Source organism: Streptomyces umbrinus (genome assembly GCF_030817415.1).
Lineage (GTDB): Bacteria > Actinomycetota > Actinomycetes > Streptomycetales > Streptomycetaceae > Streptomyces > Streptomyces umbrinus_A.
The window spans coordinates 2,440,911-2,464,413 of the sequence record NZ_JAUSZI010000002.1; the positions used below are offsets into that span (position 1 = coordinate 2,440,911).

Here is a 23,503-nt window from a genome sequence, read left to right on the forward strand (position 1 = left end):
GTTTCGGTACGTGGGCTGCACAGGTGCACGTGATCACTGGTTCGGATCGCGCGGGTCGAAACTGCCGCCGCTGCGGTCGAGAAGTATGAAGCAGGCGGCATCGACGGTGGCCGGGAGGTCTCCTGCGCGCCGGCGGCTCCTCACGCGGGAACTTCGCCGTCACCGCGCAGATGGCTCGGACGCCACTCAAGGTGAAAGCCGCACTGTGTACACAGGCCGTCAGTTCTCGGCCATGACCCTACCCGTCACGCCGGCCATCCGTAGTCGACTGGCGCAATTGACGAACCGTTCAACTAGCGCGGGCAGAGTTCAGCAGCGCCTGTTCCTGCGGTGTAAGCGGAGGGCCCTGCAAAGGCCGCCTCAGCGGCCCGCATGCGGCGGCGAGGAGCACGTCGGGCCACAACAGCCGCGTGGCACTGGCCTCCATGGTCGTCACCTGGGTCAGCGCCGTTGCGACGTGGGCGGAGCCGGCGGCGGTCTTGGTCAGACGGCCGTGGAAACGATTGATGAGCTGGTTGGCGACGGAAGGCGCCTGCTCGGGAGTGCCCGGGGAGAAGACGTCTTGGGCGGCGGCGCCCACCCACGCCCTCTTCCGTCGGGCGCGCGACGGCGTGCTGTACACGTCGTGCCAGACCGGGCTCCCGAAGTCCTACCTGTTTGAGTTCGCTGCTCAGCAGGTGGGCCCCGAAGGCTGCCACGGACATGCCCTGCCCGTACGCGGGGTTGTAGGTCGCGACCGCGTCGCCGAGGATGACCAGGCCCTCGGGCCAGGACTGGGCCTGTTCAAAGTAGCGGCGGCCGTTGGCGGTGCTGCGGCTGGTAGAGACGTCCGTGAGCGGTGTGGCTCGCGCGATCAGCATGCCGACGAGGGGGTGACTGAGCTGCAGAGCAAAGGGCACGAAGTCCTTGTCGTCGGCAGTGGGTTCTCCGCCGCGGGTGCCGCTCAGGCTGACCAGCCAGCGTCCGTTCTCGATGGGGATCAGCACGGCGGCCTGCTCAGGCTGTGAATCCCGTGGGGCGGCCTGGACGTTGACTACGGGGAAGTTGTCACTGCGCGTCGGCGCCTGGTAAATGCGGCTGGCGTAGGCGAGGCCCGAGTCCACAGTCCGCTCGTGTATCCCGGAGATCCCGAGCGAGCTAAGCCAGCGCAGTGACCGCGATCCGCACCCGCTGGCGTCGATAACGAGGTCTGCCGCCAGTTCCCGCTCGAGAACTCCCTGGGCAAGGACGCTCGCCCCGGTCACCCTTCGAGCGTCGCCGACAAGTGCCACTGCTTCGGCACCGTCGAGGAGCCGGATCCTGGGTTCTTGCAGCACCAGATCCCGGACGTGCCAGTCGAGGAGGTCACGGCTACAGGCGATCAGGTAGTGGGGCGTGGGCTTCTTCCAGCGCCGGTACCAGCCGTGCGGAGTGTGGGCCACCATGCCGGACATGAGCGGGATCTTCTGTGCTCCGGCCTCGATCCAGCGGTCGGTCACGCCGGGAACGAGGCGCTCAATAGCCTTCGCACCGCCGGACCAGAGCACGTGAGCATGCTTGGCCTGGGGCAGGCCCCTGCGTGGCTCGGGCCCTTGAGGCAGCACGTCGCGTTCCACGATCGTCACTTCGTCGGCGAACGGAACCACAGCGGCTGCAGCGAGCATGCCGGCCAGACCCCCGCCGATAACAACAGCACGTCGCATACCGGTGAAACCTTCCGCTGGTTCAGTCATGGCGTACTTCCTGCAGGGCCGCCCTCTGGCGGGCAACGGCGACGACCGGCGAGGACGTAAGAGCCTGAGCGAGCGCCACCATCAAGTGTGGTTGCTCAACACACTGCAGCACACCCACGTCCGAGGGAAATCCCGTGCTCGGATTGACCGATGCCCGTACTTTGGCTGCGGCGAGCATGGCCGCCTCGGCCACGATCTCCGCGTCGTCGACGACTACCTTTTCACTTCCCGTGCCGTGGTCCGTTCGCTGCTCGTCCGCGCCTGTGCGACTCGGCTGCAAGTCGGCGGCAGTGAGGAGCTGCGCCCGTGCGACAGCGTGGGCTGTCTTACGGACCTCGTTGTCGAGGTAGGGCGAGCACACCAGGACGCCGTCCAGGATCGCGATCTCCTGCTGAACTAGGCGCACCACGGGTGGATCCCACCAGTGGGTGTCGGAGGTCGGTGTGCGCAGGTCGCGCATTTCTGCCCACAAGGGCTCGAGGAGTCGGTGGCGCCTCCAGGCGCGGAAGTTGTCCGTCGCCGGCGGTCCGATGCGGGGCAGGGCGAAACCGGCGGCGACGGTGACGCCTGCTATCGCCACGAGGGGAGGCGACACGCTCGTGGAGAGGAAGTCCCAGTCGCGATCGTTCCAATGAGCAGCAATGGCCGCGTACTTGGCGATCTGGTACGACAGGTCGAACATCACACCTACGACGATCAGGGTCAGACCTTGGCGGGTCAGGTTCTGTACCTCTCGGAGCCAGCTGAGGCACATACGCATGAGGGTGATGGTGGCCGCGGTGTGAGAGACCAAGTACAGCAAGATCATTTCACGCATGTAGGGCGTCGCGGCATAGTACGTGTCCAGGTCCCGGGTCCGCTCGACGGGCACGTCGGCCAGGCTGAAGAGGGCCACTATTCCGACGATCACCAGCCCGTAGACACCCACGATCAGGCGGGCAGCGTGACCAATCCTCTCAGGCGCTCCACCTCTCCAAGTGATCATCAGGACGAGGTAGCAGGCACTGAGGGCGGACATACCAGAATAGACAAGCGGGGCCGAGAAGTTGGCAATGCCGGTGAGGTCGTTGACGACGCTGATGGTGGGAGGCGCGGACAGGATGCACACGAAAGCGCCGATAAGCAGTACCGAGCCGGTCGCGGCCATAAGTGGGTCACGCCACGATCCCCTCATGGCGGACAGCTTGAAAACGGCCGTGACCAGAAGGATCACGCCAGGAATGTAGAACACGACATCCACAGCTTCACCAGCCTTCTGCGATGTCCGGCAGGTGCCATCCGGCCACGATGGCGAGGGTGGACACGGACACGCCGCGTGGCGACGGTGAACCATCCGAGCACCGCGCCAGGGCCGCCGAAATGGCCGGACAGACAGGCACCGAGCCCGTTTCGGCAGGCCGGTCAGTCACCTGCCTTGACAGAGGCCGCGACAGCTGACAGGCACCCAGGTGAGGCGGATTGGCGTTGGAAAAAGGGCTCATGCGGGAGACTTCTCGCCATCTTCGGCTGGGGAGGCGGCAGAACTCTCGCGAACTGCCGCGGCGATCTCTGAGGTACGCAGCGCAAGTGACACGTCCAGAGGGACGGCGTGCAGAGTGCGAATCTCGGCGTGCTCAGGAGGGATAAGGGGTTTGGCGGGAAGGTCCTGGCGGGTGGCCAGGACAGCGGCGGCGACCATCGCCGCGCGACCGATGTGGGCGGCCTCGCCGACACTAAGCCCCTCGGCTTCGGCCGCCGTCTGCGCGCGGGAGCGGACTGCGCCGTCGAGCCACGGCCGTATAAGGCTCAGTCCATCCTGGATGCCCGCCTCGCGCCGGGTGAGACGGACGTAAAGCGAGGAGTGCCACGGGATACGCCCGGCGAGGGGTGTTCGGGGTGAAGCGCTGCTGAGTTCGCGCCACAAGGGGCCGAGCCTCCGGTAAGTCCTCGCGGTTCGCCAGTTGAAGACCGTCCAGGGGCCCACGAGTGGCAGCAGGAATCCGACTGTGGCGCACGGCGCGGCCAGGGCAGAAAGGAGCGGGGCCAGAGTCGTACTGAGGACGCCCCAGTCCTGGCCGGTCCAACGGGCAGCCACTGCCGCCAGTTTGAGGCCGCTGAAGGTCAGGTTCAGCAGCCAGCCGACGACGAGAACCCACAGGCCGGCGCGCAGCCACCCGCGGACCTGCAGTGCCCAGCGCCAGCACAACCCCGTGGTGACAAGCGCAGCGGTCATGTGAGCGAGGAGATACAACACGATCATCTCGCGGATGAACGGAGTCGTTGCGTAGTAGGTGTCGAAGTCGGTGTGGCGATCCACCGGTGCGTCACCGAGCACGAACAGGACGACCAGTGCGATGACGACCAGGAAGTACCCGGCCTGCCAGCGCCGCGAGACGCGCCGCACGTACTCGGGTGGGCCCCCGCGCCAATGGACGATCAGCAGCAGGCAGAAAGCACTGAAGGCGCTGATGATGCTGTACACCAGGGGACTGGAGAAGTTTGCTATTCCAGTGGTCTGGTTCACGGCCGCGATCGTGGGAGGAGCGGCGAAAAAGAAACCAGCGCTGCCCAGAGCGATCACGAGGCAGACGGTCCGTATGAGCGGGTCGCGCCAGTCCTTCACCAACCCGGGCAGCTTTACGGCCAAGCCGATCAGCAAGGCGACGGTTGGTATGTAATAGTCCGAGGAGTCCACGGCTCAGACCTGTGGCCTACGGTGTCCCAGTGATGCCCCGATTCGCCCGGCGATCTGGTCGCGGTCCATGGCCATGCCGTTGGGTCCCCCCTCCAGCCAGACGCGGAATTGCGTGACCGCCAGCAAGCCGAACCGCTCAGCGTCCGCCTCCTCGCTTCTGTCGAACTCGGTGCGCGCGGCCACCTTCCGTACCGTCTCCTGAAGATCGGGGAGATCGGCTCGTGTCGTGAGCATCCGAGCTGCCACCGCCGTGCCTACGAGGTGATTGCCGCAGTCTCCCTTGAGCATGTGCCAAACCTCATGGAAGAAGATCGCTAACTGGTGAAGAGGGGTCGCCCGCCTGTCGACCACGATGAGGTCGTGGGCCGGCAGGTCAAGCCACAATCCGCTCGCGGTCTGGTGGGGGAATTCCTCCTTGATGAGGTGGACTTCACGGCCCCTAATCTCGCTCACGGACTCGATCAGCGCCGCGAACAGTCGCTCAGAGTCTGTGGGTACGGAAAGGCTCAGCCCGTCGACCAGCTGGCCAATCAGGTTCCGCATCTCCTTGGCTTTACCTGTGCGCACTTTTCTCCCCCGCGAACTTCAACATGGGGCAACCGCCATACGGCGTCCGCCGACCCCCGCCCTGCCTTCAAAACACCCGGTCGAGGGCGTTCGGTGGTCGTGCCGATGAGCCTGGCCCAGCCAACCCCCGCAGCACTGACCACCGGCACGGGCTCCGCCACGCCGAACTCGGACGGCAAATATGTCAAACGAGAGCTGCATCGGCCACACCAGTCTCTGCGGAGCGCAACAAGCTGAGGAGAGTTGAAATGCTGATCAAACCAGACATGTACTGGTCTGCAGATGGCGCATCCACTGCGGTCGGGAAGCATTCCAGCCTACTCTCTGAGCACCGCCCAATCGCTGTGGCCGCCCGTCCGCGCAGCCTCGGCGTCCTCCTCGGCCAGCCATCGCTCCTGCTTGCAGCGGCGCGCCCCTGCGATCAGAGCGAGTCGGGGTGGCGGCTGTCTGTTACCGCGCCCTGCGCTCTTTTGCGCTGCAGGATGGTTTCGATCCAGTCAGTCACCAACTGGAGTTCATCTTCAGCCAATTCCGGAGCGCGTGCGGCCAGCCTGCGCAGTCCATGCTCGTTGCGCAGTCGAACCATGGGATCGGCTTCGACCCGACCCTCCAATTTACGCAAGACGGGCTGAAGGGCGTTGTTGAGCGCGGTCTCCGGCTCTACAGAGAGCCAGCCGGTGGGCTGCCCGAAAAAGAAGCGTTCGATGCCAGCCTGTGTGGATGCCAGCGGACCGCCGGAGCGGACCGGGCGCTCCTCGGCCGACTCCCGCGAGGACGTCCCCTCTTGACTCCGGTTACCCCTTCGGCTGTTGACAAGGTTCGACAAGGATGCCCGGGACGCCCCGTAGGAGGCGGCGATTTCTCCGTAGGAGTGACGGGTCCCGTCGGGACGCAGCCGTGTCTCGCGCAGGTGGGTGATGCGGTGGATGATCCGGTCCGTGATGTCCTCTACAGGGGGCTCCTTGCCGTCCAGGAGCAGCCCGATGACGTCTTGCGGAACGCCGCTCTCATTCGAGAGCTGTTCCACGTCGAGCGCACCCTCACGGCTTTGCCCGTCCCTGAGGAGGGAGTCGAGGTGGCTCAGCGTCTCGGCGAGCGCAGAGCGCGGATCTCTCACCGGCAGTCTCCTGAAGTCAAGTGGGGTGGCGCGGACGACGAATTGATGTCCGAGACGATAGCCGGTGCCGGGATGACCTAGCCAGGACCATGGGCACTGCAATAGCTGTAGACGACTACAGCAGTTGACATTCCTAGATGAGGGTTGCAGGATCACGACACAACGTGAAGCCGGTCCACCACGCCACTGGCTCGAGAATCTCGTACGCCATGGCGCCTGGGACCGCATAGCGTCGTGCGGCTGTCGGCTGTGCACAGTTCAGGTGTGCACAGCCACAGCGCGGCCATGGAGGTGACCAACCGCCGCATAAGGGGTCGCGTGGCCGGTGATCGCAGCAGTGACGCAGCCCGACCCCTGACGTCCGGAGGGCGCCACCGTGTACAAGACACCACGTGCCGGCAATCCCGGCTACCAGAAGCTGCGGAATGAGGGCCTGTCAGCGCCGGAGGGAAAGCAGGAGATCGCCCGAGGGCCCGTCAGCGGAGTCATCACCTACGACCACCGCTGGGCCTGGCTCGCCGCCAGCTGGTCCCGCCTCGCAACGCGCCCGAGGCGCTGGCCGCGTGCTAACCCCTTCTCGAGCACTAAGTCTGCTACAGAAGGACAGTGTCCCCACGGTGCCGTCCTACGCCGTCGACAATGAGGACAACGCGGTCCCCTTCGCACACTTCCTCGAGCTTCCGATGACACTCAACGCGGCTCCGGTACGCGACAGCCATCTGCGTGCGGAAACCGACGCGAAGTCCGGGCCGCGTACCGGACGGTCGTCCAGAGCAAGGATCTCGAGTTGTTCTCGGCGACTGCGGCCCCTCCCTGCAGCCGCCCCGTCCCACCGCCCTCATGCTCGGAGTTACTGCGATGTCAAACCCTCTGCTCCTCTTAGGCATTGGTGACCAGGCCGCCTACAGCGAGTTTTCCCTGGCCCAGATCGCAGCCGCCCACCCTGTCGTTCTGGCCGACACCACCGCGCCCGCCTGGGCTCGCCCCTACCTGGCCCGCCATCTGACCGTCGACCTCTCCGCCGCCGCGACCACGACCGCCGCCGTGGAGATCTATGCCGCCAACCATGAGCTGGGCGGAGTGCTTACCTACATGGGCCAGCACCTCGTCACCGCCGCACGGATCGCCCGGCAGCTAGGTCTGCGTGGCACCCCGCCGGAGGGCCTGGCGGTCTGCGCCAACCGGGTGGCGGTCCGCAGACTGCTGGCACAGCACAAGGTGCCTCTCGCACGTTGGGCGGAGGCTCGCAACTGCGAGGCGGCAGCTTCTCATGCCGACGCGATCGGATACCCCGTCGTCATCATGTCGTCGATCGGGAACGCCAACAGCGGGCTGGCACGCACCCGCAGCGACGTGCTAGCGATGTTCGCCCGGCTGAACGGCCAAGCGCTGGCAGAGGCGTCGCACCTCAACCAGCTGCCCGGCTTCCTAGTTGAGGAGCAGCTGGACGGGCCGCAGATCGCCGCCGAGGTAGTGGTCATGGACGACGGTGACGCCCAAATCGTGGCCATCACCCGGACCACACTGGGCCCGCCCCCCGCCCGGCAGGCGATACGCCACTGCGTCTACGCCCACGACAGCCTGCTGCACAACCGTCTACTGCGGCAGACGGTCGCCCGGGCTGTCAAAGCCCTCGGCGTCACGTTCGGCGTGTTGCACATCGAGATAACGCTCACCGCCCGAGGCCCGCGCATCACCGACGTCAGCGCCCACCTCGCCGGCGACCTGATTCCACTGCTAGTGAAGCGTGCCACCGGCATCGACTTACCGCAGGTGGCCGCCGACCTGGCGACCCGCCGCCCGCCCAACCTGGCACTGACGCGGCAGCGGGCAGCTGCCGTCCACTTCGCCTACCCCACCGACAGCGGCTGCATCGAGCAACTGACCGTCACCGCACCCGCTTACCATCCGCTGGTGGACCGCGTCGTCATCACGCAAGAAGTGGGCCACCGGGTGGTGAAAACAGCGCAGGCCAGTGTGGACGACCGACTCGCGCACTGGGTCGTGCTGGGGGACGCTGCAGGCGACTGCCACACCGCCCTGGACCAGATGGCCCAAGACCTCGCCGTCGAGATCTCTATATCCGCTGCCGCCCTCGACCGCACCGCGTAACCCACCACCGTCCGCCCTGCACACATTTCCCTGGCTCGGCACGCTGGGAGTTCCACGCGGGACCAGTCTGTTCATCCAAACTGCAGGCGCGGAGCCCGGACAGAAGACGCGGATGCTCCGCTCTGAAAGCAGCCTAACGGAGCCGGTTCCCCTAACAATCTACTCTCCCGCCCACCTTGGCACGGTGTGTGCCGCGGTCGGATGAGGGCTTTCACTCTCCACTCAACCGCCCTCAAGTCGCACGCCGCAGCGAGGTGCGTACATCATGCGCAGACATCAGACGATCAAATCCTTCGCCTTCCCCGCTCGGGGTGTTTCCGAAATCGATATGAATGGAGATGCCTTGCGTAAATATCGCGCTGCTGTCACCGCCGCTGGAGCGAAATCATCGAAGCCACCACCACGTGACCGCCGACCCTAAAGATCACAATCCACAGCTGCCGCGCCAGAGACGAGCCCATGACTAACGAAAAATCCGTCTATTTTAGAATTCTTGGCCCCGTGGAAGTCAGCTTCGGAGAAGAACAGATCAGCCTGAGACCCAAGCAGACATCATTGCTGGCAACATTATTGCTCCAAGCAAACCGAGTCGTGTCCGTCTCAAAGATCATAGACACTCTATGGGGAGGATCTCCTCCTTCAACCCCTGAAGCCCAAGTACGGATTCTGGTTTCGGAGATACGCAAGACCCTTGCCACGACTCGATCAGGACTGATCAGGACTCAGTACCCTGGATATCTCCTGCGCGTCTCGGCAGAACAGTTCGACCTCGAGCAGTTTACCCAGTACGTCCGGGACGCCCAACGCGCAACGGAAGCAGGCAACCTGGAGCAGGCCGTTATACGCTACGGCGAGGCCCTCGGCCTTTGGCGAGGGCGGCCTCTGGACAATGTGCGCGGCCATTTCGCGGAGACCGAGTCGGCACAGCTGTCAGAACTTCGCCTCGGGATCGCAGAGCGACACATCGGGCTCATGCTCGATCTGGGTCGGCACGTTGAAGTCGTCGAGGAACTGAACAGGCAAGTTCATGACAACCCCTTCCGTGAGAAGCCACACAGCCAGCTCATGCTCGCGCTGCACCGGTGCGGCCGTGTCGCCGAAGCACTCGACATATACGCGCAACTGAGGCAGCGCCTGGCAGCCGAGCTAGGACTCGAGCCCACACGAGACCTGCAACAGTTACACCATCAACTACTCACCGACAATCCGGTCTTGAGGGCACCCGCCTCTACCGTTTCACTCAGGGGAGCGGCTCGTGGACTTCCACCCGCCATCAGCCACTTCGTGGGACGAGAATGCGAACTGGCTCAGTTGGACGCCTTGGGCGCCAACTCGAACCGCCCAGTCCTGATCGTGGGCGCACCGGGCATCGGCAAGACGGCCCTGGCCATTCAGTGGGCAAACCGTCGGACACGGCAGTTTCCGGACGGACAACTCTTCCTGGATATGCGAGGCTTTGACCCCTCCCCCGCCGTGCAGGCCGAACAAGCTCTGATCAGGGTGCTCCGCGCTCTCGGCTTACCGGACGAAAAACGTCCAACGGACTTCGAAGCACAGATCTCGCTGTTAAGATCGATAACCGGTGATCGACGGTTTCTACTGATCCTGGACAATGTGGCGGATCCCGAACAGGTACGCCCTCTGCTGAGCAGCAGCCCTGGCAGTCTAGTGCTCGTCACCAGCCGTGACAGGCTCAGCGGATTAGTGGCGGTGGACGGCGCGGTCCGTCTCACCATGGAGCGGCTACGCGAACCGGATGCCCTAGAGATACTGGCACCGACGGAGAGGCCCGAGCGACTCCGCCAAGAGCCCGACGCGACGGCGGAGTTGGGACGACTGTGCGGATACTTGCCCCTGGCCCTTCGTATCGCAGCCGTCCACCTGTCGGACAAGCCACATCTCAGCGTGCGCCAATACGTGACGCAGTTAAAGGAGCTCGGCCCTGTCAACATGCTGCACATCGACGGTGATTCACGTGCAAGCGTACGCAACGCGCTGGACCTGTCGTATCAGGAACTCTCGCCTGAGGCCCGCCGCATGTTCCACCTGCTCAGCATGGCGCCTTCGCCGAAGCCGCTCACCCCGACCCGAGCAGCGGCCCTGGCCGCGATCCCCTTGAACGAGGCGGAACAGCTCTTAGACGCTCTGAGTCAAGTACACCTTCTCAGGACCACAGGGCAAGGACAGTTCGTCGGCGAGGAATTGCTGCTGCAGTACGCCGCACAGCTCACGATGGCCGACATGCCGCGCGGGTAGCGATCCGCCGCTGCGGAACAGTTCATGGCCGGTTAAGAAAGTGCGCCACGCCCCACCAGCTCCGACCTTCCGAGTCTTACCGCCATGAATTCCGCATGCCAGCCATCAGAACGATCTCCATGAGAACAAATCCAGCGATTCGCATCCGCCGCCCTGTCAACTCTGCCATATTGGACTCTGAAATGGCGTGTCGCACTCGTCCATTCCAGTCGCCTCTCTGAGACAGGCTTGCACAATTAGCTCAGCCGGATCCGTTCGCGCAGTGAAGGTATGCCGAAAAGTACCCTCCGACGATACAGGCGAGGTGTAGTACTCCGTAGTTCCATTCCCAAACTTCAAGGTAAACACACAGGTCCCGGGTTCACCGTCGGACGCATTGAGATCCACGGCTTCTCCAGCGACCGATACGTGAGAATCGGCAACACTAACCCAGCCCTCACAAGCCGAGTGACCGGCCCACTCCGACCCATCACTCCATCCCTTGTAGAAGTAGGTAGAGGAATCTGCAGAAGCAGAAGCCGAGAAGGAGAGAACCAAAAGCAGAGACCCAACCGTCACACCGCGGAATTTCATGCGAGACCTTTCCAGGAAATCCTTCACCTCTTGATCGAATAGTCTGGCAGGTGCACATTCGAGGGGAATATTAATCACCTATAAGCTCGTGTCGCTATCCTGTTGAAGTGCGCTGGTGCCAGCACTGAAGCGTTCTCACGCAAGGAGATGGAGCATGGCTGCAGCATGCTCAGGGCGTGACCTGTATTAATCAGCCGCGGCGGCGATGTTGACCCAGACGACTTGCCGCATCAGGTCGATGGCCAAGTTGCACATGGTGGCCGTGGCGCGGAGTGCGGCGCCGGTCCTCACCCCCGAGGAGTCATCGACGTAGGTCATCACCCTGACATGATGCAAGGCCTGTGATTCTGCACCGAACTGGGAGGCGTCGGCCTGGTTCGGGGTCAGTCTGGTGGTCGCGTAGACAGTCTTGGGTGCTGCTCTCGGCTCATACAAGATTTTCGTAGCCGGTGATCATCCACAGGTCTTCCGCGCGGTCGCGGATTGGTCGGCGGGAGTGGGCTACGAGAAGGACCCGCTTGCGCAGCAGGGCGATTCCACCCCGGCACGCCCTCAGCCGACAACATCACACACTCAACAACGCGACAACACCGAAAAGACGACGCGTAGTTATACTCTCTATTCGCAGTTCAGCGAGCTTCGAGTTGAGCGGGGGACCGGGGATCGTGGCACCAGGAGCGCAGCCAGGCCAGGTGATCGCCGGCCGACATCGTTCTGATCGACTGACTTGAGTTCGTGCAGGTGCGCAAGGCATACGGCGAGACCCTGCACGTCAAGGTAGCAGCCAAAGAGGTTCAGCTACGGCAGATGATCTCCACTACTGAGCAGGCCGAGGGGTTGTTGCGTGCCGAGCGAGAGGCTCGTAGAGCGGCCGCGCTGCGCGACCACGCGAACAGCGATGCTGTGCACGATGTGGCGATCGAAGGCGAGGGTTCCTTGACCGTGATGCAGTTAGTCGTCAGGCACGCGCTGGAGGACCGTCTCAACATGCAGGGACCGCTTTCCAACCTCGTAGCCGCGATGGTCGCCACTGAGTTGCTGAATACTTTGGGCGCGACGCATGCGGCCGGCATCGTGCGCTGGGATGTCAAACAGGCCAACGTGATGCTCTCTGACAACGGCGAGGTGCTGATCACCGACTTTCGGATCGCTACCCCCAGACTGACACCGCCGTGACCGCGACCGCGTTGGTGATCAGTTCGGCCGAGTACGTTGGTCCAAAGCACACCGAAGGAAGAAACGGCCAACCCGCCAGTCACCTTTTCCCTCTAGGAGCAACCTTGTGTCGGCCAGTGCAGGGCATGTTGCCGTTCCTACGTGCCACCCCGGCCGCAACATTGATGGCCGTGCTGCCCTCCCCGCTCCGGCCGACGCAGCGCGCCGGTCGACTCCCACGGCTGATCACCGGATTACTGGATACGGCTCCGGACAACCGTCTGGCCATCGCTGAGGTGCTGACCTTGAGTAGCATGCCATCCTCTCCTGAAAGACCACCCAAAGTGGAGGAAAACAAGGTCACCGATAAACCGGGAAACCTCACAGAAGGGTTGGGGTACCGCGCGTGACGCTTAAACTATCGAAGGGCCAGGCCATCGGCCTTGATAAGCCGGGTGGCGGCACTTTGACCGTGATTCGGATCGGGCTCGGCTGGCGGACCGCGTGGCGCCGCAGCATGTTGAGTAGGCGCCAGAAGATCAACCTGGACGCCTCGGCAGTGCTCTTTGCCGGCAGTCAACCCATCGACGTTGTGTTCTTCCTCCATCGCGTCAGCGACGATGGGTCGGTCCGACACATCGACGACTACCCCGTGGGCAACACGGACCGCGGCGGTGAGGGCAAAACGTTGCTGATTGACCTCGCGCGCATTCCGACTCACATCGACCAGATCGTGTTCACTGTGAACTCATGCTCCGACCAGACCATTCCGGCAGCGCAGACCGAGTTTTGTTGCCTCGTCGACGAAACCAACGGCCAGGAGCTGGCTCGATACACAGTCAGCGGCGGTGGCCGGCACACCGCTCGTGTCATGGCGAAGCTGCAACGGTTCAGGACCGGTTGGCAGATGACTGCTATCGGTGCCCCTGCCAACGGATGCAACTTCACGGACTTGATGCCGACGATCCTGCCGCACCTGTATCCCAGGGGTGTTTCAAAGCCCCGGTAACTATATAGAACGCCTGGTCAGGGGATGCTCAGCAGGTCCAGCGGCCGGTTGCCCGATCACGACTCGCCAGCAGCAGGCAACCTGAGGGGGCCTGAGCCCCTGCGGCAGCATCCCTGCCCGTCGGCCGGCGACGCCCGGCGCGGCCGCTTGGGGCAGCGAGTCGGTCAGGCCCCGACGTGCAGATACCGCAGCAGCGTGACTGCAGTGCGGTCACCGTCTTGCCCGGCCGACGAAAGATCCTGCAAGCGACAGTCGTAGCGGCACCCTGTTCGCTGCACTCGAGGTCGTCACCGGCAAAGTGATCGGATCTCTGCCCCGCAGGCATCGGGCTGAGGAGTTCAAGAAGTTCCTGGTCAAGCTCGACAGAGAGGTGCCTGACGAGCCGGATCTCCACCTCACCTGCGACATCTACGCCACCCACAACGCCCCCGAGAGCTGGCCCCATCCCGGTTCCATCTGCACTTCGCACCGACTGGCTCGTTCGGGCTGAATCTCGTCGAACGATGGTTCGCCGAACGGGCCGCAAATCAGATACGTGTCAGACCTGGTGCAAAGGTTCCGTACCGCTCGACCACCTGTCATTCAAGCGACAGCCGCTCGTTCAACACTGCAGCGATCTGTTCCAACGCGGCACCCCGCAGCATGGAACCGTGCGCGCAGGGAATTCTGTGGACATCGATCTGTCCGCTGATGTACCTCCGCCAGGACTCGGGGGCAGGTGAGGTGTCCGGCTTCTCTCGCGTCGCCACAAACAGGAGCATGCCTCCGTCATGGACACCCCTCGACAAGGTTCCCGTCAAGGACATGTGCTCTACGAAAACGCGGGCAATGGCACGGAGATCCATATCGGACATCCTTTGGAGGGGACTATCTTCCCGCTTGGCGAGAGCAATGAAGTCCTGCATCCTCAGCGGTTTCTCGGCTTCGCCTGGACCCAGTGCAATTCCCAAGGATGCAAGGAGGGCCTGCAGCGCCTCTGGGCTGTCGGCGGCTAAGCCCGTCTGCGTGTCCGCGATATCCGCTGGGTACCCGTCAAGTACCGCGAGAAGACTGACCTGCTCCCCCGCGGCGCGGAGTTGCACCGAGATCTCGTGGGCCACGCCCGCCCCGAAAGACCAGCCGAGAAGCCGATAGGGGCCGCGCTCCTGGACTGCTCTGATGAGCTCGACGTACTCATTCGAAATGCTCTCGATGCTCTCAGGACTCGATTCCATGTTAGATAGCATGGACGCCTGGAGGGCGTATAGAGGGACGTCCAGATGGGGGAGCAAGCCCGCATAGCTCCAGCCAATACCGGCGGCCGGATGAATGCAGAATAGGGGGAGCTTGCTCCCCGTCGTCCGGAGCGGGAGCAGGGTGTCCAGGGCAGAAAAGCAATCCGCTGTGAGAGAGTCAGTAGCGCCTGTCTGTTCGACTCGTCCAAGCAATGCTGCCAAACCCTCGACGGTTGGGTTCCGGTACAGCGAGCCGAGGCCAAGTTCCATTCCCAATTCCGAGCGGATGCGGTCGACAAGTCCAACCGCTAGGAGGGAATGTCCGCCCAGCTCGAAGAAGTTCTCGTCCACACCCACCTCGGAGAGTCTCAGCACGTCGGCGAACAGCCCTGCGAGAACCTCCTCACTGCGGAAGCGGGGCAGACGGCGCTCGCCGTCTGGGGCCGCCTGAACCGGTGCAGGAAGAGCGCGGCGATCAAGCTTCCCACTGGAGGTCAGGGGCAGTTGAGGAACGATCACGAACATAGCCGGAACCAGTGTGCTAGGAAGCACCTCGCTTGTCCGAGCCCGCAACGCTGAAAGGTCCACCTGGGTGGCCGCGGCGGGCACCACATAGGCGATGAGCCGCTGATCGCCGGGACGATCCTCGCGAACGGTTACTGCGGCCTGGTCGACGGCATCTTCTTCGGCCAGAACAGACTCGATCTCGCCAGGTTCAACTCTGACCCCACGGATCTTGAGTTGGTCGTCAGCCCTGCCTGTGTACTCGATCACACCATCCACCGTCGAGCGTGCGAGGTCGCCAGTGCGATACATCCGCGCGCCGTGTGGACCGAAGGGGTTTGCCACAAAACGCTCGGCAGTGAGCCCGGCGCGGTTGAGATAGCCTTGCGCCAGCTGTACTCCCGCGAGGTAGAGTTCGCCCACCACTCCAGGCAGCGTCGGATGCAACTTCTCGTCCAGTACGTAGACCTGGGTGTTCGTGATGGGCCGGCCGATGGGCACGGTGATTCCGTCATCCTCGGGAAGGCACCGCCAGTGGGTGACGTCCACCGCCGCCTCGGTCGGTCCGTAGAGGTTGTGCAGCTCAGCGTCGAACAATTGGAAGAAGCGCCGTGCCAGGCTTCCGGACAGCGCCTCTCCACTGCAGATCACGCGGCACAGCGTGCGGCTACGCGAAGCGTCCGAGGATCGCAGGAAGACGTCGAGCATGGACGGCACGAAGTGGATGGTCGTCACCTGTTCCCGCTCGATAAGTGATGCCAAGTAGACCGGATCCTTGTGCCCGTCCGGCTTGGCGACCACAAGCGTCGCGCCGACCATCAGAGGCCAGAAGAACTCCCACACGGATACATCGAAGCTGGACGGAGTCTTCTGCAGGACCCGGTCCCTGGGCTCGAGGGCGAACTGTCGCTGCATCCACAGGAGACGGTTCAGAATCCCCGCGTGGGTGATCTTCACCCCCTTGGGGCGGCCGGTCGAACCGGAGGTGTAGAGGATGTAGGCCAAATCGTCCGGCATCGGTCCGGGAAAAGGCGGCACATCGCCATCGGCGGCCAGCTCGTCCATCAACGTGGTATAAGACTCGGGCGTCAGCAGGAATCCCGGATCGGCGTCGGACAACACCGCTTCTGTCCGAGAAGGCGGATCGCCCGGATCCAGGGGAAGGTAGGCCGCGCCCGCAAGCTGAACCGCGTGAACCGCGATCACCAGTTTGCAGCAGCGAGGCATCGCGATGGCCACCAGCGCGCCACGATCGATCCCTCGTCTCTGCAGTGCCCGTGCCAGGCGCCGGACCTTGGTGCGGAGTTCCGCGTACGACACGCGTGTGTCCCCGCAGACCAGTGCCGTGCGCTCCGGGGTGAGCCCTGCCTGTGCCTCGAAGGCATCGGGCAAGGTCATAGTCGGCAGCGACTCCTCATCGCCATTCCACACATCCAGCAGCCGCTGTCGTTGAGCTGCTGGGAGCACCTCCAAATCAGTGATGGCCCGTTCGGGGTCCTCGACTGCAGACTCCAGCACACGCAGCAGGGCGGCAACGAGGCTCTCAACTGTGGACCGGTCAAACAGATCGACCGTGTATTCGACGGAGCCAGTCAGGCCGGCCGGCCGATGGTCCTCTGTTCTCTGCTCCGTGAAGTACACGGAGAGGTCGAACTTCGCGGTGCTCGAAAGCACCGGCTCGGGCGCAACCGCCACACCATCAAGACGCAGCTCGGCCTCAGGGTTGTTCTGCAGGAGCAGAAACACCTGAAAGAGGGGATGCCGGGCGCTGTCCCGAGTGGGCCTCAGGTGTTCGATGAGGCTCTGGAAGGGAACGTCCTGGTGCTCAAATGCCGCCAAATCGAGATCCCGGACGCGGGTGAGCAGCTCGCTGAAAGATGGGTCACCGGACGTGTCGGTGCGGAGCACGATCGTGTTGACGAAGAACCCGACCAGATCGTCGAGTTCGGAAGTGTTTCGGCCGGACACGGCCGAACCGATGGGCAAATCCGTCCCCGCGCCGATTCTGGTGAGGAGTGTCGCCAAGCCGGCGTGCAGCACCATGAAGAGCGTCATATCGTTGGCACGCGCCACCTTGACCAGGCGCGAGTGCAGCGCCGCCCCGATCGAAAACGGCACTGTGCCGCCCGCGTAGGTGGGCTCTGCCGGACGCTTACGAGCCGTAGGAAGCGGTAGTTCCTCTGGAGCACCCTTCATAGTCTCGCGCCAGAAGGCAAGCTGCCTGGAGAGCGGACTCAGCGGGTCGGAGGCGCGGCCGAGCAGCTCCCTCTGCCACACCGAGTAATCCAAGTACCGCACTGGAAGGGGCTTCCAGTGCGGACGGCGGCCCACCGTGCGCGCTGTATAGGCGGAACCGAGGTCGGCGATCAGAGGCTGCATCGACCAGCCATCGCACGCTATGTGATGGACAGTCAGTACAAGGACGTGCTCGTTCGGAGCGAGGCGCAGGAGCACGCAGTGCACCGGAAGCCCGGCGTCTAGCCGGAACACGCCGCCAGCGGCTTCCGCTATGCGCCGGGACACTTCATCCGCGCCGCAGGTGACGACCTCGAGCACGGGTGTTGCCCGCTCGGCCGGGAGGACGCGCTGGACGGCATCGCCGTCATGCACCTCGTACACCGTTCGGAGGGTTTCGTGCCGGGCCACCACGTAGCCCAGAGCGGCCCGAAGCGCCTCGATGTCGAGCTCACCGCGCAGCCGGAACGCCTCCGTCACGTTGTACGTGGAGCTCGGCCCCTCCAGTTGGCCGAGAAGCCACATGCGCTGCTGGGCGAACGACAGCGGTGCGACATCTCCGCGCACAACCGGTCCGAGCCGAGGCTCAGTGGGATCCGTTCCATCATGCGATGCGATCTGTTCCAGCAGCCCAGCGACCGTGGGCGAACGGAACAGGTCGCGCAACGCCAGGTCCACACCGAACTCCGACCGTACGCGACTGATCAGCCTTGCTGCCAGCAGGGACTGGCCGCCGAGTTCGAAGAAGTCGTCTTCGGTTCCCACCCCGGCCAAGCCGAGCAGGTCGGCAAAGATGCGGCGGAGGCGCTCCTCGTCCGACTCCGTGAAAGCTTTCCAGGCCGATTTTCGATGCGGGACCTCCGAACGCTCCTCACTTTGCCGATCCCCCTCATCGGGTGCCGCAGCCAGTACCGCCTCCGGCACGGGAATCTTCCTTGACCCGGTTCCGTCTGTCTCGACGTATTGAAGGCATGCTGCCCAGGAGTCGTCTGTATAGACGGCGTGCCAGCCCACCGGAACTGCGAATCCTGTCGGCCAGAGTGAGTAGTCACCCTGTCTATTTGCGAGTACCGAGTACTTTATGTCTTCCTTCTCAAACGGGCTAGGCATTGCCTCGCTCCATCAGTGAACGCCGAAATTTATCAAGGAATACCCTAGTCTCCTGAAGGAATTGTGCTTCGCCCTCGTTGCTCAACCCATCCATCTCCTTGCGCAAGCTCAGCTGGCAGCACAACAGGTCGTTCGATCTTCCTGTCTGGAAATAGAGCGGATATCCGAGATCCCGTCCATCGGATCGAACCTGGATTTCACTCTCATGACTGGTGTATCCGCCCGCGGCCGGCATCGCCGGGCTCTGATCGAAATTGAAGATGTAGTCGAAGCCGTCGCCGTTGCCGTAACGTCCGTACTTCTGCGCGAGCGGCTCCACGTCGTCGACGTCGAATGAACCGTGCCGATAGGCCAGCAATGTCTTCCAGTAGACCTGGCGGGCAAACGTATCGAAGTCGCTCTTCCCGTCCACCTCGGCCAGGTAGGGAACCAGCTGGTTCTGCGAAGCCACCAGGGTTCGGGACGCGGGATCGTTCCGGTTCCCCGCCATCAGCCCGATCAGAAGGCGTTCCTCGCCCGTCTGCTCGGCAAGTGTTTCGCACAGTACGGCGAGGAGGACACTGTGCAGGGAGATATCGAGTCGGTCCGCGAGGGCGTTGGCAGCGTGGAGTGCGGGCGCCGATCGCAGAGTGCCGGAGAACATTGCCGCTCGGGGGCCGGCAGGCGGGAGAGGAGGAGGCGCTGCCTTCAGGGTCCTTCGCCAGTGCTCGACCGCGGTGGCTCTGCGTGCGGCCCATGCTTTGGACTGCTGGGTCTCCGCAACGGCGCGGGGTGTAGCGGCCGCCGCTTCGAAGGGCCTACCCGCGAGAAGCGAGCACAGGTCGTCGTGGAGGAGCCCGAGCGACACACGGTCGGCTGCCATGTGATGAACGCTCAAGCAGAGATGGTGCGGCTTACCGTCCTGGCAGAGGGCCACCGCGCGCCAGAGGAAGTCGGACGCCAGATCGAAGGGCTGGGAGGCGAGACCTGCCGCCACCTCTGCCGCCTTCTGCTCCGCTTCCCCGCCAACCTCCAGCGGCTCCAGGCGGATGAGACCGGAGGCCCAGACCTCCTGCTCGATGCCGCGCGGTCCCGACCTGCGGAATTTGGTCCGAAGCGACTCATGCCGCTCCGCCAAGAGGGAGAGAGCTGTCTCCAGGTCGGCCACTGAGTGTGCTCCGGGTAGCGCCCAAGATCGATGGAGATTCGCCACGCTGAGTTTCTCAGAGCTCAGGCCTTGAATGGATCTCCAGAGTGACAGCTGGCCGAATGTCAGAGGAGCGACAGCGATGATGGACATGGCATGCACACTCACATTTCATCGAGAACGGCATGGCGACGACTGCTCTGCTCAAGGAGCCTCAGCGTCGCAAGCGCCATGGCCAGATACGCCAACGCCTTGAGAAGCTCAAGGAACATGAGCCATCCGGCTCCTGCAGTTCCAGCGAGCACGTCTCGGGCTGCCTGGAGTCCGTGTGTTATCGGCATGAGTAGGCCCATTGCTTCGAGCCAGCCCGGCAGGCTCTCGCGAGGCACGTTGACACCGCAGACCAATAGCATGAAATAGGAGGTAAGGTTCGCGATCAGGATCGCTTCCCGCGTTCGCAGGCCTATGGCGCCGATAAGCAGACCGAAGGCACTGCAGGAGGTCGCCGTCACGAGGACCGCTCCGGCGAGTTGCGGAAGCCGGGCCCAGGGCAGCTCCACTCCAGCGACGAGCGTGCCGAAAGCGAACATGACGACGGAGGTAAGGAACCCGATCAGGACCGCAGGAACGACCCGGCCCAGGAACATGATGCCCCTTCGGGCTGGAGTGGCGAGCACCGCGGTCAGGGTTCCGCTCAACCGCTCCCCTTGAATGGACATAGCCGGTGCGAACAGGCCTGCTATGGCACAAGCATGAAGGGCGTTGCCTACGGCGTAGTAGGCGACCGGATGAGAACCCACGTAGTGGCCGAGATGGACGAACCAGATCAGTTGCACGGTAGGCACACCGATGACGGTGGGAAAGAACGCCGACGGCCGCATCCATCGGAACAGGGCCATGTGGGAGCGCCAGCCGGCCACAAAGAACAATCGAAGGGTCACTGAAGCGCCAGTGTTCCGCTGGAGCGTGCCAACCACTCGAACCTCCTTAGCAGGATAAGTGTGACCCCGGCGTAGAGAGCGGAGAGGAGTGAACAGATCAACACAGCCGAAAGCGTGCCGCCTCCACCCGTCGCGGAGCGCATTACCGCCTTCACACCCCAGGACGGTGCCAGCACATCGGAGATGTACTGCACCGGTGCAGGCAGTGAACTCACTGGCACGAGAACGCCGCTTAGCATCCAGATCGGATACTCGAAGAAGTTCGCCAGGGACTGCGCCGTGGGATAGAGGATGAAGGCCGAGGCCAGCAGCAGCCCCAGCAGTCCCAGTGAGACCACAGTGACCAGCAGGGCGACCGCGAAGAGCGCTGGGCTCGCCAGCTCCAGTGGCATGCCGAAGAAGAGCACGCTCCAGACCAGGGTGGCTCCGAGCGAGTAGATCCCCATCGAGGCAGTGGCGAGCGCGAAAGGCAGGCAGAACAAGAGCGTGGGAGCGGGGCAGGCGACTAGGGGTTCAAGTACCTGCATGAAGCGAAGCCGGTTGATGGCGCTTCCGGATCCCATCAGCGTGGTGGACCACATGCCCATCAGGCCGGCGCTCAGCGCGATAGCGAGCGGGCCCTCCGAGCGGTTTGAACCGGTGAACATATAGTGCGCAAGCGAGGCGAACACCAACGGGAGAATCACGGCTGTGACCAGGTAGAGCCGGGACCGCATCAGTTGGCGGAGCTCCAACAGCCACCCCCGCGAGAGGATCAGCAGCGAGCTGATGACGCGTCGGGTCAGGACGTCCATGTGCCACCACTACCTGAGACCAGGGAGACGTAGGCGTCCTCGAGGGTTGGCTCACGTTTTGCAACCCGCAGCACGGACAGGTGGCGTAGCTCTGTCATGACCGCGGCAGTGATGTCGGTCTGCTGGTCGCAGTGCAGGTCCAGGCGCTGGCTGCCGTCCACCGCGGTCACGCTCAGGGAGCGTATTCCGGGCAGTCGCCGCAGCCGATCGAGTTCCGGCTCTCCGACACCGATGATGTCCAGGGACAGGACGACCTGCCCGTCTGTCTGCTTCTTAAGCGACTCCGGAGTGCCCTCGGCGATCTTCTTCCCGTCCCGCATCACGGCCACTCGATCGCACAACTCGTCGGCCTCGAACATGTAGTGCGTGGTCATCAGGACAGTTCGTCCGTTCCTGACGGTTCCCCGTACTAAATCCCGAAGCTCGCGTGCGCCGACCGGATCGATTCCGTTACTGGGTTCGTCCAGAATGACGACCTCGGGATCGTGTAGCAGTCCACGAGCGATGTGCAGCCGCTGCTTCATACCGCGGGAGAACGTCTCGACGCGGGTCCGCTCGCTTTTGAGTAGGCCAACCACGTCCAGCAGTTCGCCGATACGTCGTCTCTGATCGCGGTAGGGAATGCCGTACAGGTCGGCGAAGAGCAGGAGGTTGTCCCTTGCCGACAGACGCGCATACAAGCCCGTGTCGCCGCCCAGAATCACGCCGGTCCGGTGGCGGACCCGCTCGACCTGCTTTACCACGTCATCCCCCAGGATGCGTGCGTGGCCGGACGTCGGCAGGAGCACGGTCATGAGGATCTTGACCGTACTGGTCTTGCCAGCGCCGTTGGGTCCCAGCAGGCCGAACATCTCCCCGCGTTCGATACGCAGTGACAACTGGTCGACAGCGCGTCTCGTCTTGCCCTGGCCGGATCGGAAGGTCCGCGTAAGGTTGTCGAGTTCGATTGCGTAATCACTCATGAACGGAGCCTTTGCGTAGGGGTGCTTGCCAATCGGACGCGATCCACCTTGCCTGCGCTGGTACGCGGCAGCGAACCATGGAGGGAGATCTTCGTCGGGCACTGCGCAGCAGGCAGCCGGTCGCGCACCCATTGCCGGATGTCCGCACTGGCGGCATCCGGCCCAGCAGCCACAAAGGCCTCGAGATAGCTACGCTCCGGGCGCTCAGCATGGCGCAGGAGAACAACTGCGGCGGAGACGTGGGGGTGCTCTTCGAGAACCGCCTCGACCTCGCCCAATTCGATCCGGTGGCCTCGGAGCTTGACTTGGTCGTCGTTCCGTCCGAGGAATGACAGGGATCCGTCGGGGTATCGGCGCGCGCGGTCGCCCGTGCGGTACACAAGTTGGCGTCCCTGTGGGGTCTCGTGCAGGCTGAAGCGTTTCCGTGTCAGATCAGGTTGGCCGAGATAGCCCAGCGCGAGACCGGCTCCGTACAACAGGATTTCTCCCTCCTGGGAGCCGTCCTCTGCACTGGGCCCGTCCAGGCAGAGCCCTGAGTCCGGCAGTGGGGAACCAAGCGTGACCGGGGCAGGAGAGTCGATGCGCGCTGCCGAAGCCCAGATGGTCGCCTCGGTTGGGCCGTAGAGATTCCACAACTGCATCGATGACGTCTTCAGTTGACGCGCAAGCTCGGGCGTCAGGGCCTCGCCTCCGCACCAGATACGAGCCTTGGGCGCGCCTGACCAGCCTCCCGCGAAAGCCATGCGCCAGAAGCTCGGAGTGGCCTGGATGATGTCCGGTTCCGCCTGCTCCACCACTGTCGCGAAGACGTCGGGATCCCTGCGGGCCTCGGGCGGAGCGGCGATCAAGTACCCGCCGGTCGCGAGCGGGAGCAGGATCTCCGCGAGTGAGATGTCGAATGACCGCGCGGTCATCGCGAGGATTCCCTCACCGGACTTCATACCTGGCGTCCTCGCCAGCCCTACGAGACGGGCGAGTAGCGCATCGTGGGGCACGACCACGCCCTTAGGTAGGCCGGTGGACCCCGAGGTGTAGATGACATACGCAACGTTGGTGAAGTCTGTCCTCTCCGCCGGCCCGGAGGCAGGGAGGCCAGTCTCTGCGATCGTGAATTCGCACTCGCCGGTTGCCAAGAGATGCAGCGACGGACAGGCGTCAGTGAGAATCCGCTCCCGATACGCCGACGGGCTCTGCTCGTTGAGGGGAAGGACAGCGCATGCGCATCGGGCCGCGGCCAGGAAACCGACCGCAGCGCTGACCGCGTTATCGGCTTCCAGTACCAGCAGAGAGCCCGGCGGCGTGCTATGCGCGATGCGCGTCGCCAGCATCTGAGCCTGCTCCTTAATGTCCTGATAGCTGTACCTGAGGTCGCCGACGGCCGCCAGTGCAGACGGCTCACGCGAGGTCTTTTCGTCGAACAGGTGCCATACCGTGTCCATCGG

Annotated in this window: 17 protein-coding genes and 1 pseudogene; 5 read left to right on the plus strand and 13 right to left on the minus strand. The window is 63.7% G+C overall.

What is annotated here, in order from left to right; all coding sequences use genetic code 11:
- Positions 1-293 precede the first annotated feature (293 nt).
- The 5 genes from QF035_RS11330 to QF035_RS11350 all read right to left on the minus strand — a co-directional run bounded on the left by QF035_RS11330 (position 294) and on the right by QF035_RS11350 (position 6,070).
- Entirely contained in the window at positions 294-1,712 is a 1,419-nt protein-coding gene (locus QF035_RS11330) for an NAD(P)/FAD-dependent oxidoreductase (RefSeq protein ID WP_307519991.1), read from the minus strand.
- Entirely contained in the window at positions 1,705-2,925 is a 1,221-nt protein-coding gene (locus QF035_RS11335; RefSeq protein WP_307519992.1) for a hypothetical protein, read from the minus strand. The genes QF035_RS11330 and QF035_RS11335 overlap by 8 nt, the downstream gene beginning before the upstream one ends.
- A gap of 264 nt (positions 2,926-3,189) precedes the next feature.
- Positions 3,190-4,386, minus strand: coding sequence for an MAB_1171c family putative transporter (locus QF035_RS11340; protein ID WP_307519993.1), 1,197 nt, complete (start codon positions 4,384-4,386; stop codon positions 3,190-3,192).
- Positions 4,387-4,389: 3 nt separating this feature from the next.
- The gene (locus QF035_RS11345) at positions 4,390-4,929 is read right to left on the minus strand and encodes a toxin-antitoxin system, toxin component (protein ID WP_307519995.1); all 540 of its coding nucleotides are present in this window, start codon (positions 4,927-4,929) and stop codon (positions 4,390-4,392) included.
- Between the two features lie 445 nt (positions 4,930-5,374).
- Positions 5,375-6,070 (minus strand): hypothetical protein, encoded by a 696-nt coding sequence (locus tag QF035_RS11350; RefSeq protein ID WP_307519996.1) that lies wholly within the window; start codon positions 6,068-6,070, stop codon positions 5,375-5,377.
- A gap of 858 nt (positions 6,071-6,928) precedes the next feature.
- On the opposite strand from QF035_RS11350, the gene QF035_RS11355 reads away from it, so the two are divergent.
- Together QF035_RS11355 and QF035_RS11360 are read left to right on the plus strand one after the other, a co-directional pair.
- On the plus strand, positions 6,929-8,182 hold the full coding sequence (locus tag QF035_RS11355; RefSeq protein ID WP_307519997.1) for an ATP-grasp domain-containing protein: 1,254 nt from the start codon (positions 6,929-6,931) through the stop codon (positions 8,180-8,182).
- A 459-nt stretch (positions 8,183-8,641) separates the two neighbouring features.
- Complete coding sequence (locus QF035_RS11360; RefSeq protein WP_307519999.1) at positions 8,642-10,438, plus strand: AfsR/SARP family transcriptional regulator; 1,797 nt, start codon at positions 8,642-8,644, stop codon at positions 10,436-10,438.
- Positions 10,439-11,197: 759 nt separating this feature from the next.
- On the opposite strand, the gene QF035_RS11365 is transcribed toward QF035_RS11360, so the two are convergent.
- Positions 11,198-11,329, minus strand: a complete 132-nt coding sequence (locus QF035_RS11365) for a hypothetical protein (protein ID WP_307520000.1) — start codon at positions 11,327-11,329, stop codon at positions 11,198-11,200.
- A 417-nt stretch (positions 11,330-11,746) separates the two neighbouring features.
- Here QF035_RS11365 and QF035_RS11370 point away from each other — a divergent pair, with 417 nt between their 5' ends.
- The 3 genes from QF035_RS11370 (at position 11,747) to QF035_RS11380 (ending at position 13,665) form a co-directional block, all read left to right on the plus strand.
- Positions 11,747-12,187: a protein kinase domain-containing protein gene (locus tag QF035_RS11370; protein ID WP_307520002.1), complete on the plus strand. Its 441-nt coding sequence runs from the start codon at positions 11,747-11,749 to the stop codon at positions 12,185-12,187.
- Between the two features lie 385 nt (positions 12,188-12,572).
- Entirely contained in the window at positions 12,573-13,175 is a 603-nt protein-coding gene (locus tag QF035_RS11375) for a TerD family protein (protein WP_307520004.1), read from the plus strand.
- A 298-nt stretch (positions 13,176-13,473) separates the two neighbouring features.
- Positions 13,474-13,665 carry a hypothetical protein gene (locus QF035_RS11380; protein ID WP_373466632.1) on the plus strand — a complete coding sequence of 64 codons (192 nt, stop codon included), beginning with the start codon at positions 13,474-13,476 and terminating at the stop codon, positions 13,663-13,665.
- A gap of 88 nt (positions 13,666-13,753) precedes the next feature.
- Here QF035_RS11380 and QF035_RS11385 read toward each other — a convergent pair whose 3' ends face one another.
- From QF035_RS11385 to QF035_RS11410, 7 genes and pseudogenes are all read right to left on the minus strand, one after another.
- Positions 13,754-18,052 (minus strand): non-ribosomal peptide synthetase, encoded by a 4,299-nt coding sequence (locus QF035_RS11385; RefSeq protein ID WP_307520005.1) that lies wholly within the window; start codon positions 18,050-18,052, stop codon positions 13,754-13,756.
- A 90-nt stretch (positions 18,053-18,142) separates the two neighbouring features.
- Positions 18,143-18,238, minus strand: a pseudogene (locus tag QF035_RS55730) (MbtH family NRPS accessory protein); the annotation flags it as partial.
- Positions 18,231-19,517 carry a condensation domain-containing protein gene (locus tag QF035_RS11390; protein WP_307520006.1) on the minus strand — a complete coding sequence of 429 codons (1,287 nt, stop codon included), beginning with the start codon at positions 19,515-19,517 and terminating at the stop codon, positions 18,231-18,233. The gene QF035_RS11390 and the pseudogene QF035_RS55730, both read right to left, overlap by 8 nt.
- Positions 19,518-19,528: 11 nt before the next feature.
- Positions 19,529-20,341: an ABC transporter permease gene (locus tag QF035_RS11395; RefSeq protein ID WP_307520008.1), complete on the minus strand. Its 813-nt coding sequence runs from the start codon at positions 20,339-20,341 to the stop codon at positions 19,529-19,531.
- Positions 20,302-21,099, minus strand: a complete 798-nt coding sequence (locus QF035_RS11400) for an ABC transporter permease (RefSeq protein ID WP_307520009.1) — start codon at positions 21,097-21,099, stop codon at positions 20,302-20,304. The genes QF035_RS11395 and QF035_RS11400 overlap by 40 nt, the downstream gene beginning before the upstream one ends.
- A complete protein-coding gene (locus tag QF035_RS11405; protein ID WP_373466633.1) occupies positions 21,087-21,950 on the minus strand; it encodes an ABC transporter ATP-binding protein in 864 nt (287 codons plus the stop codon). The genes QF035_RS11400 and QF035_RS11405 overlap by 13 nt, the downstream gene beginning before the upstream one ends.
- A gap of 107 nt (positions 21,951-22,057) precedes the next feature.
- Entirely contained in the window at positions 22,058-23,500 is a 1,443-nt protein-coding gene (locus tag QF035_RS11410) for an AMP-binding protein (RefSeq protein WP_307520011.1), read from the minus strand.
- Positions 23,501-23,503: the final 3 nt, after the last annotated feature.

Bases quoted from the DNA above. Each gene is read 5' to 3' on its own strand.
- QF035_RS11360 (WP_307519999.1), top strand. From the start codon at position 8,642: ATGACTAACGAAAAATCCGTCTATTTTAGAATTCTTGGCCCCGTGGAA.
- QF035_RS11390 (WP_307520006.1), bottom strand. From the start codon at position 19,517: ATGTCCATCATCGCTGTCGCTCCTCTGACATTCGGCCAGCTGTCACTC.
- QF035_RS11355 (WP_307519997.1), top strand. From the start codon at position 6,929: ATGTCAAACCCTCTGCTCCTCTTAGGCATTGGTGACCAGGCCGCCTAC.
- QF035_RS11400 (WP_307520009.1), bottom strand. From the start codon at position 21,099: ATGGACGTCCTGACCCGACGCGTCATCAGCTCGCTGCTGATCCTCTCG.
- QF035_RS11365 (WP_307520000.1), bottom strand. From the start codon at position 11,329: ATGACCTACGTCGATGACTCCTCGGGGGTGAGGACCGGCGCCGCACTC.
- QF035_RS11410 (WP_307520011.1), bottom strand. From the start codon at position 23,500: ATGGACACGGTATGGCACCTGTTCGACGAAAAGACCTCGCGTGAGCCG.
- QF035_RS11405 (WP_373466633.1), bottom strand. From the start codon at position 21,950: ATGTTCGGCCTGCTGGGACCCAACGGCGCTGGCAAGACCAGTACGGTC.
- QF035_RS11330 (WP_307519991.1), bottom strand. From the start codon at position 1,712: ATGACTGAACCAGCGGAAGGTTTCACCGGTATGCGACGTGCTGTTGTT.
- QF035_RS11345 (WP_307519995.1), bottom strand. From the start codon at position 4,929: ATGCGGAACCTGATTGGCCAGCTGGTCGACGGGCTGAGCCTTTCCGTA.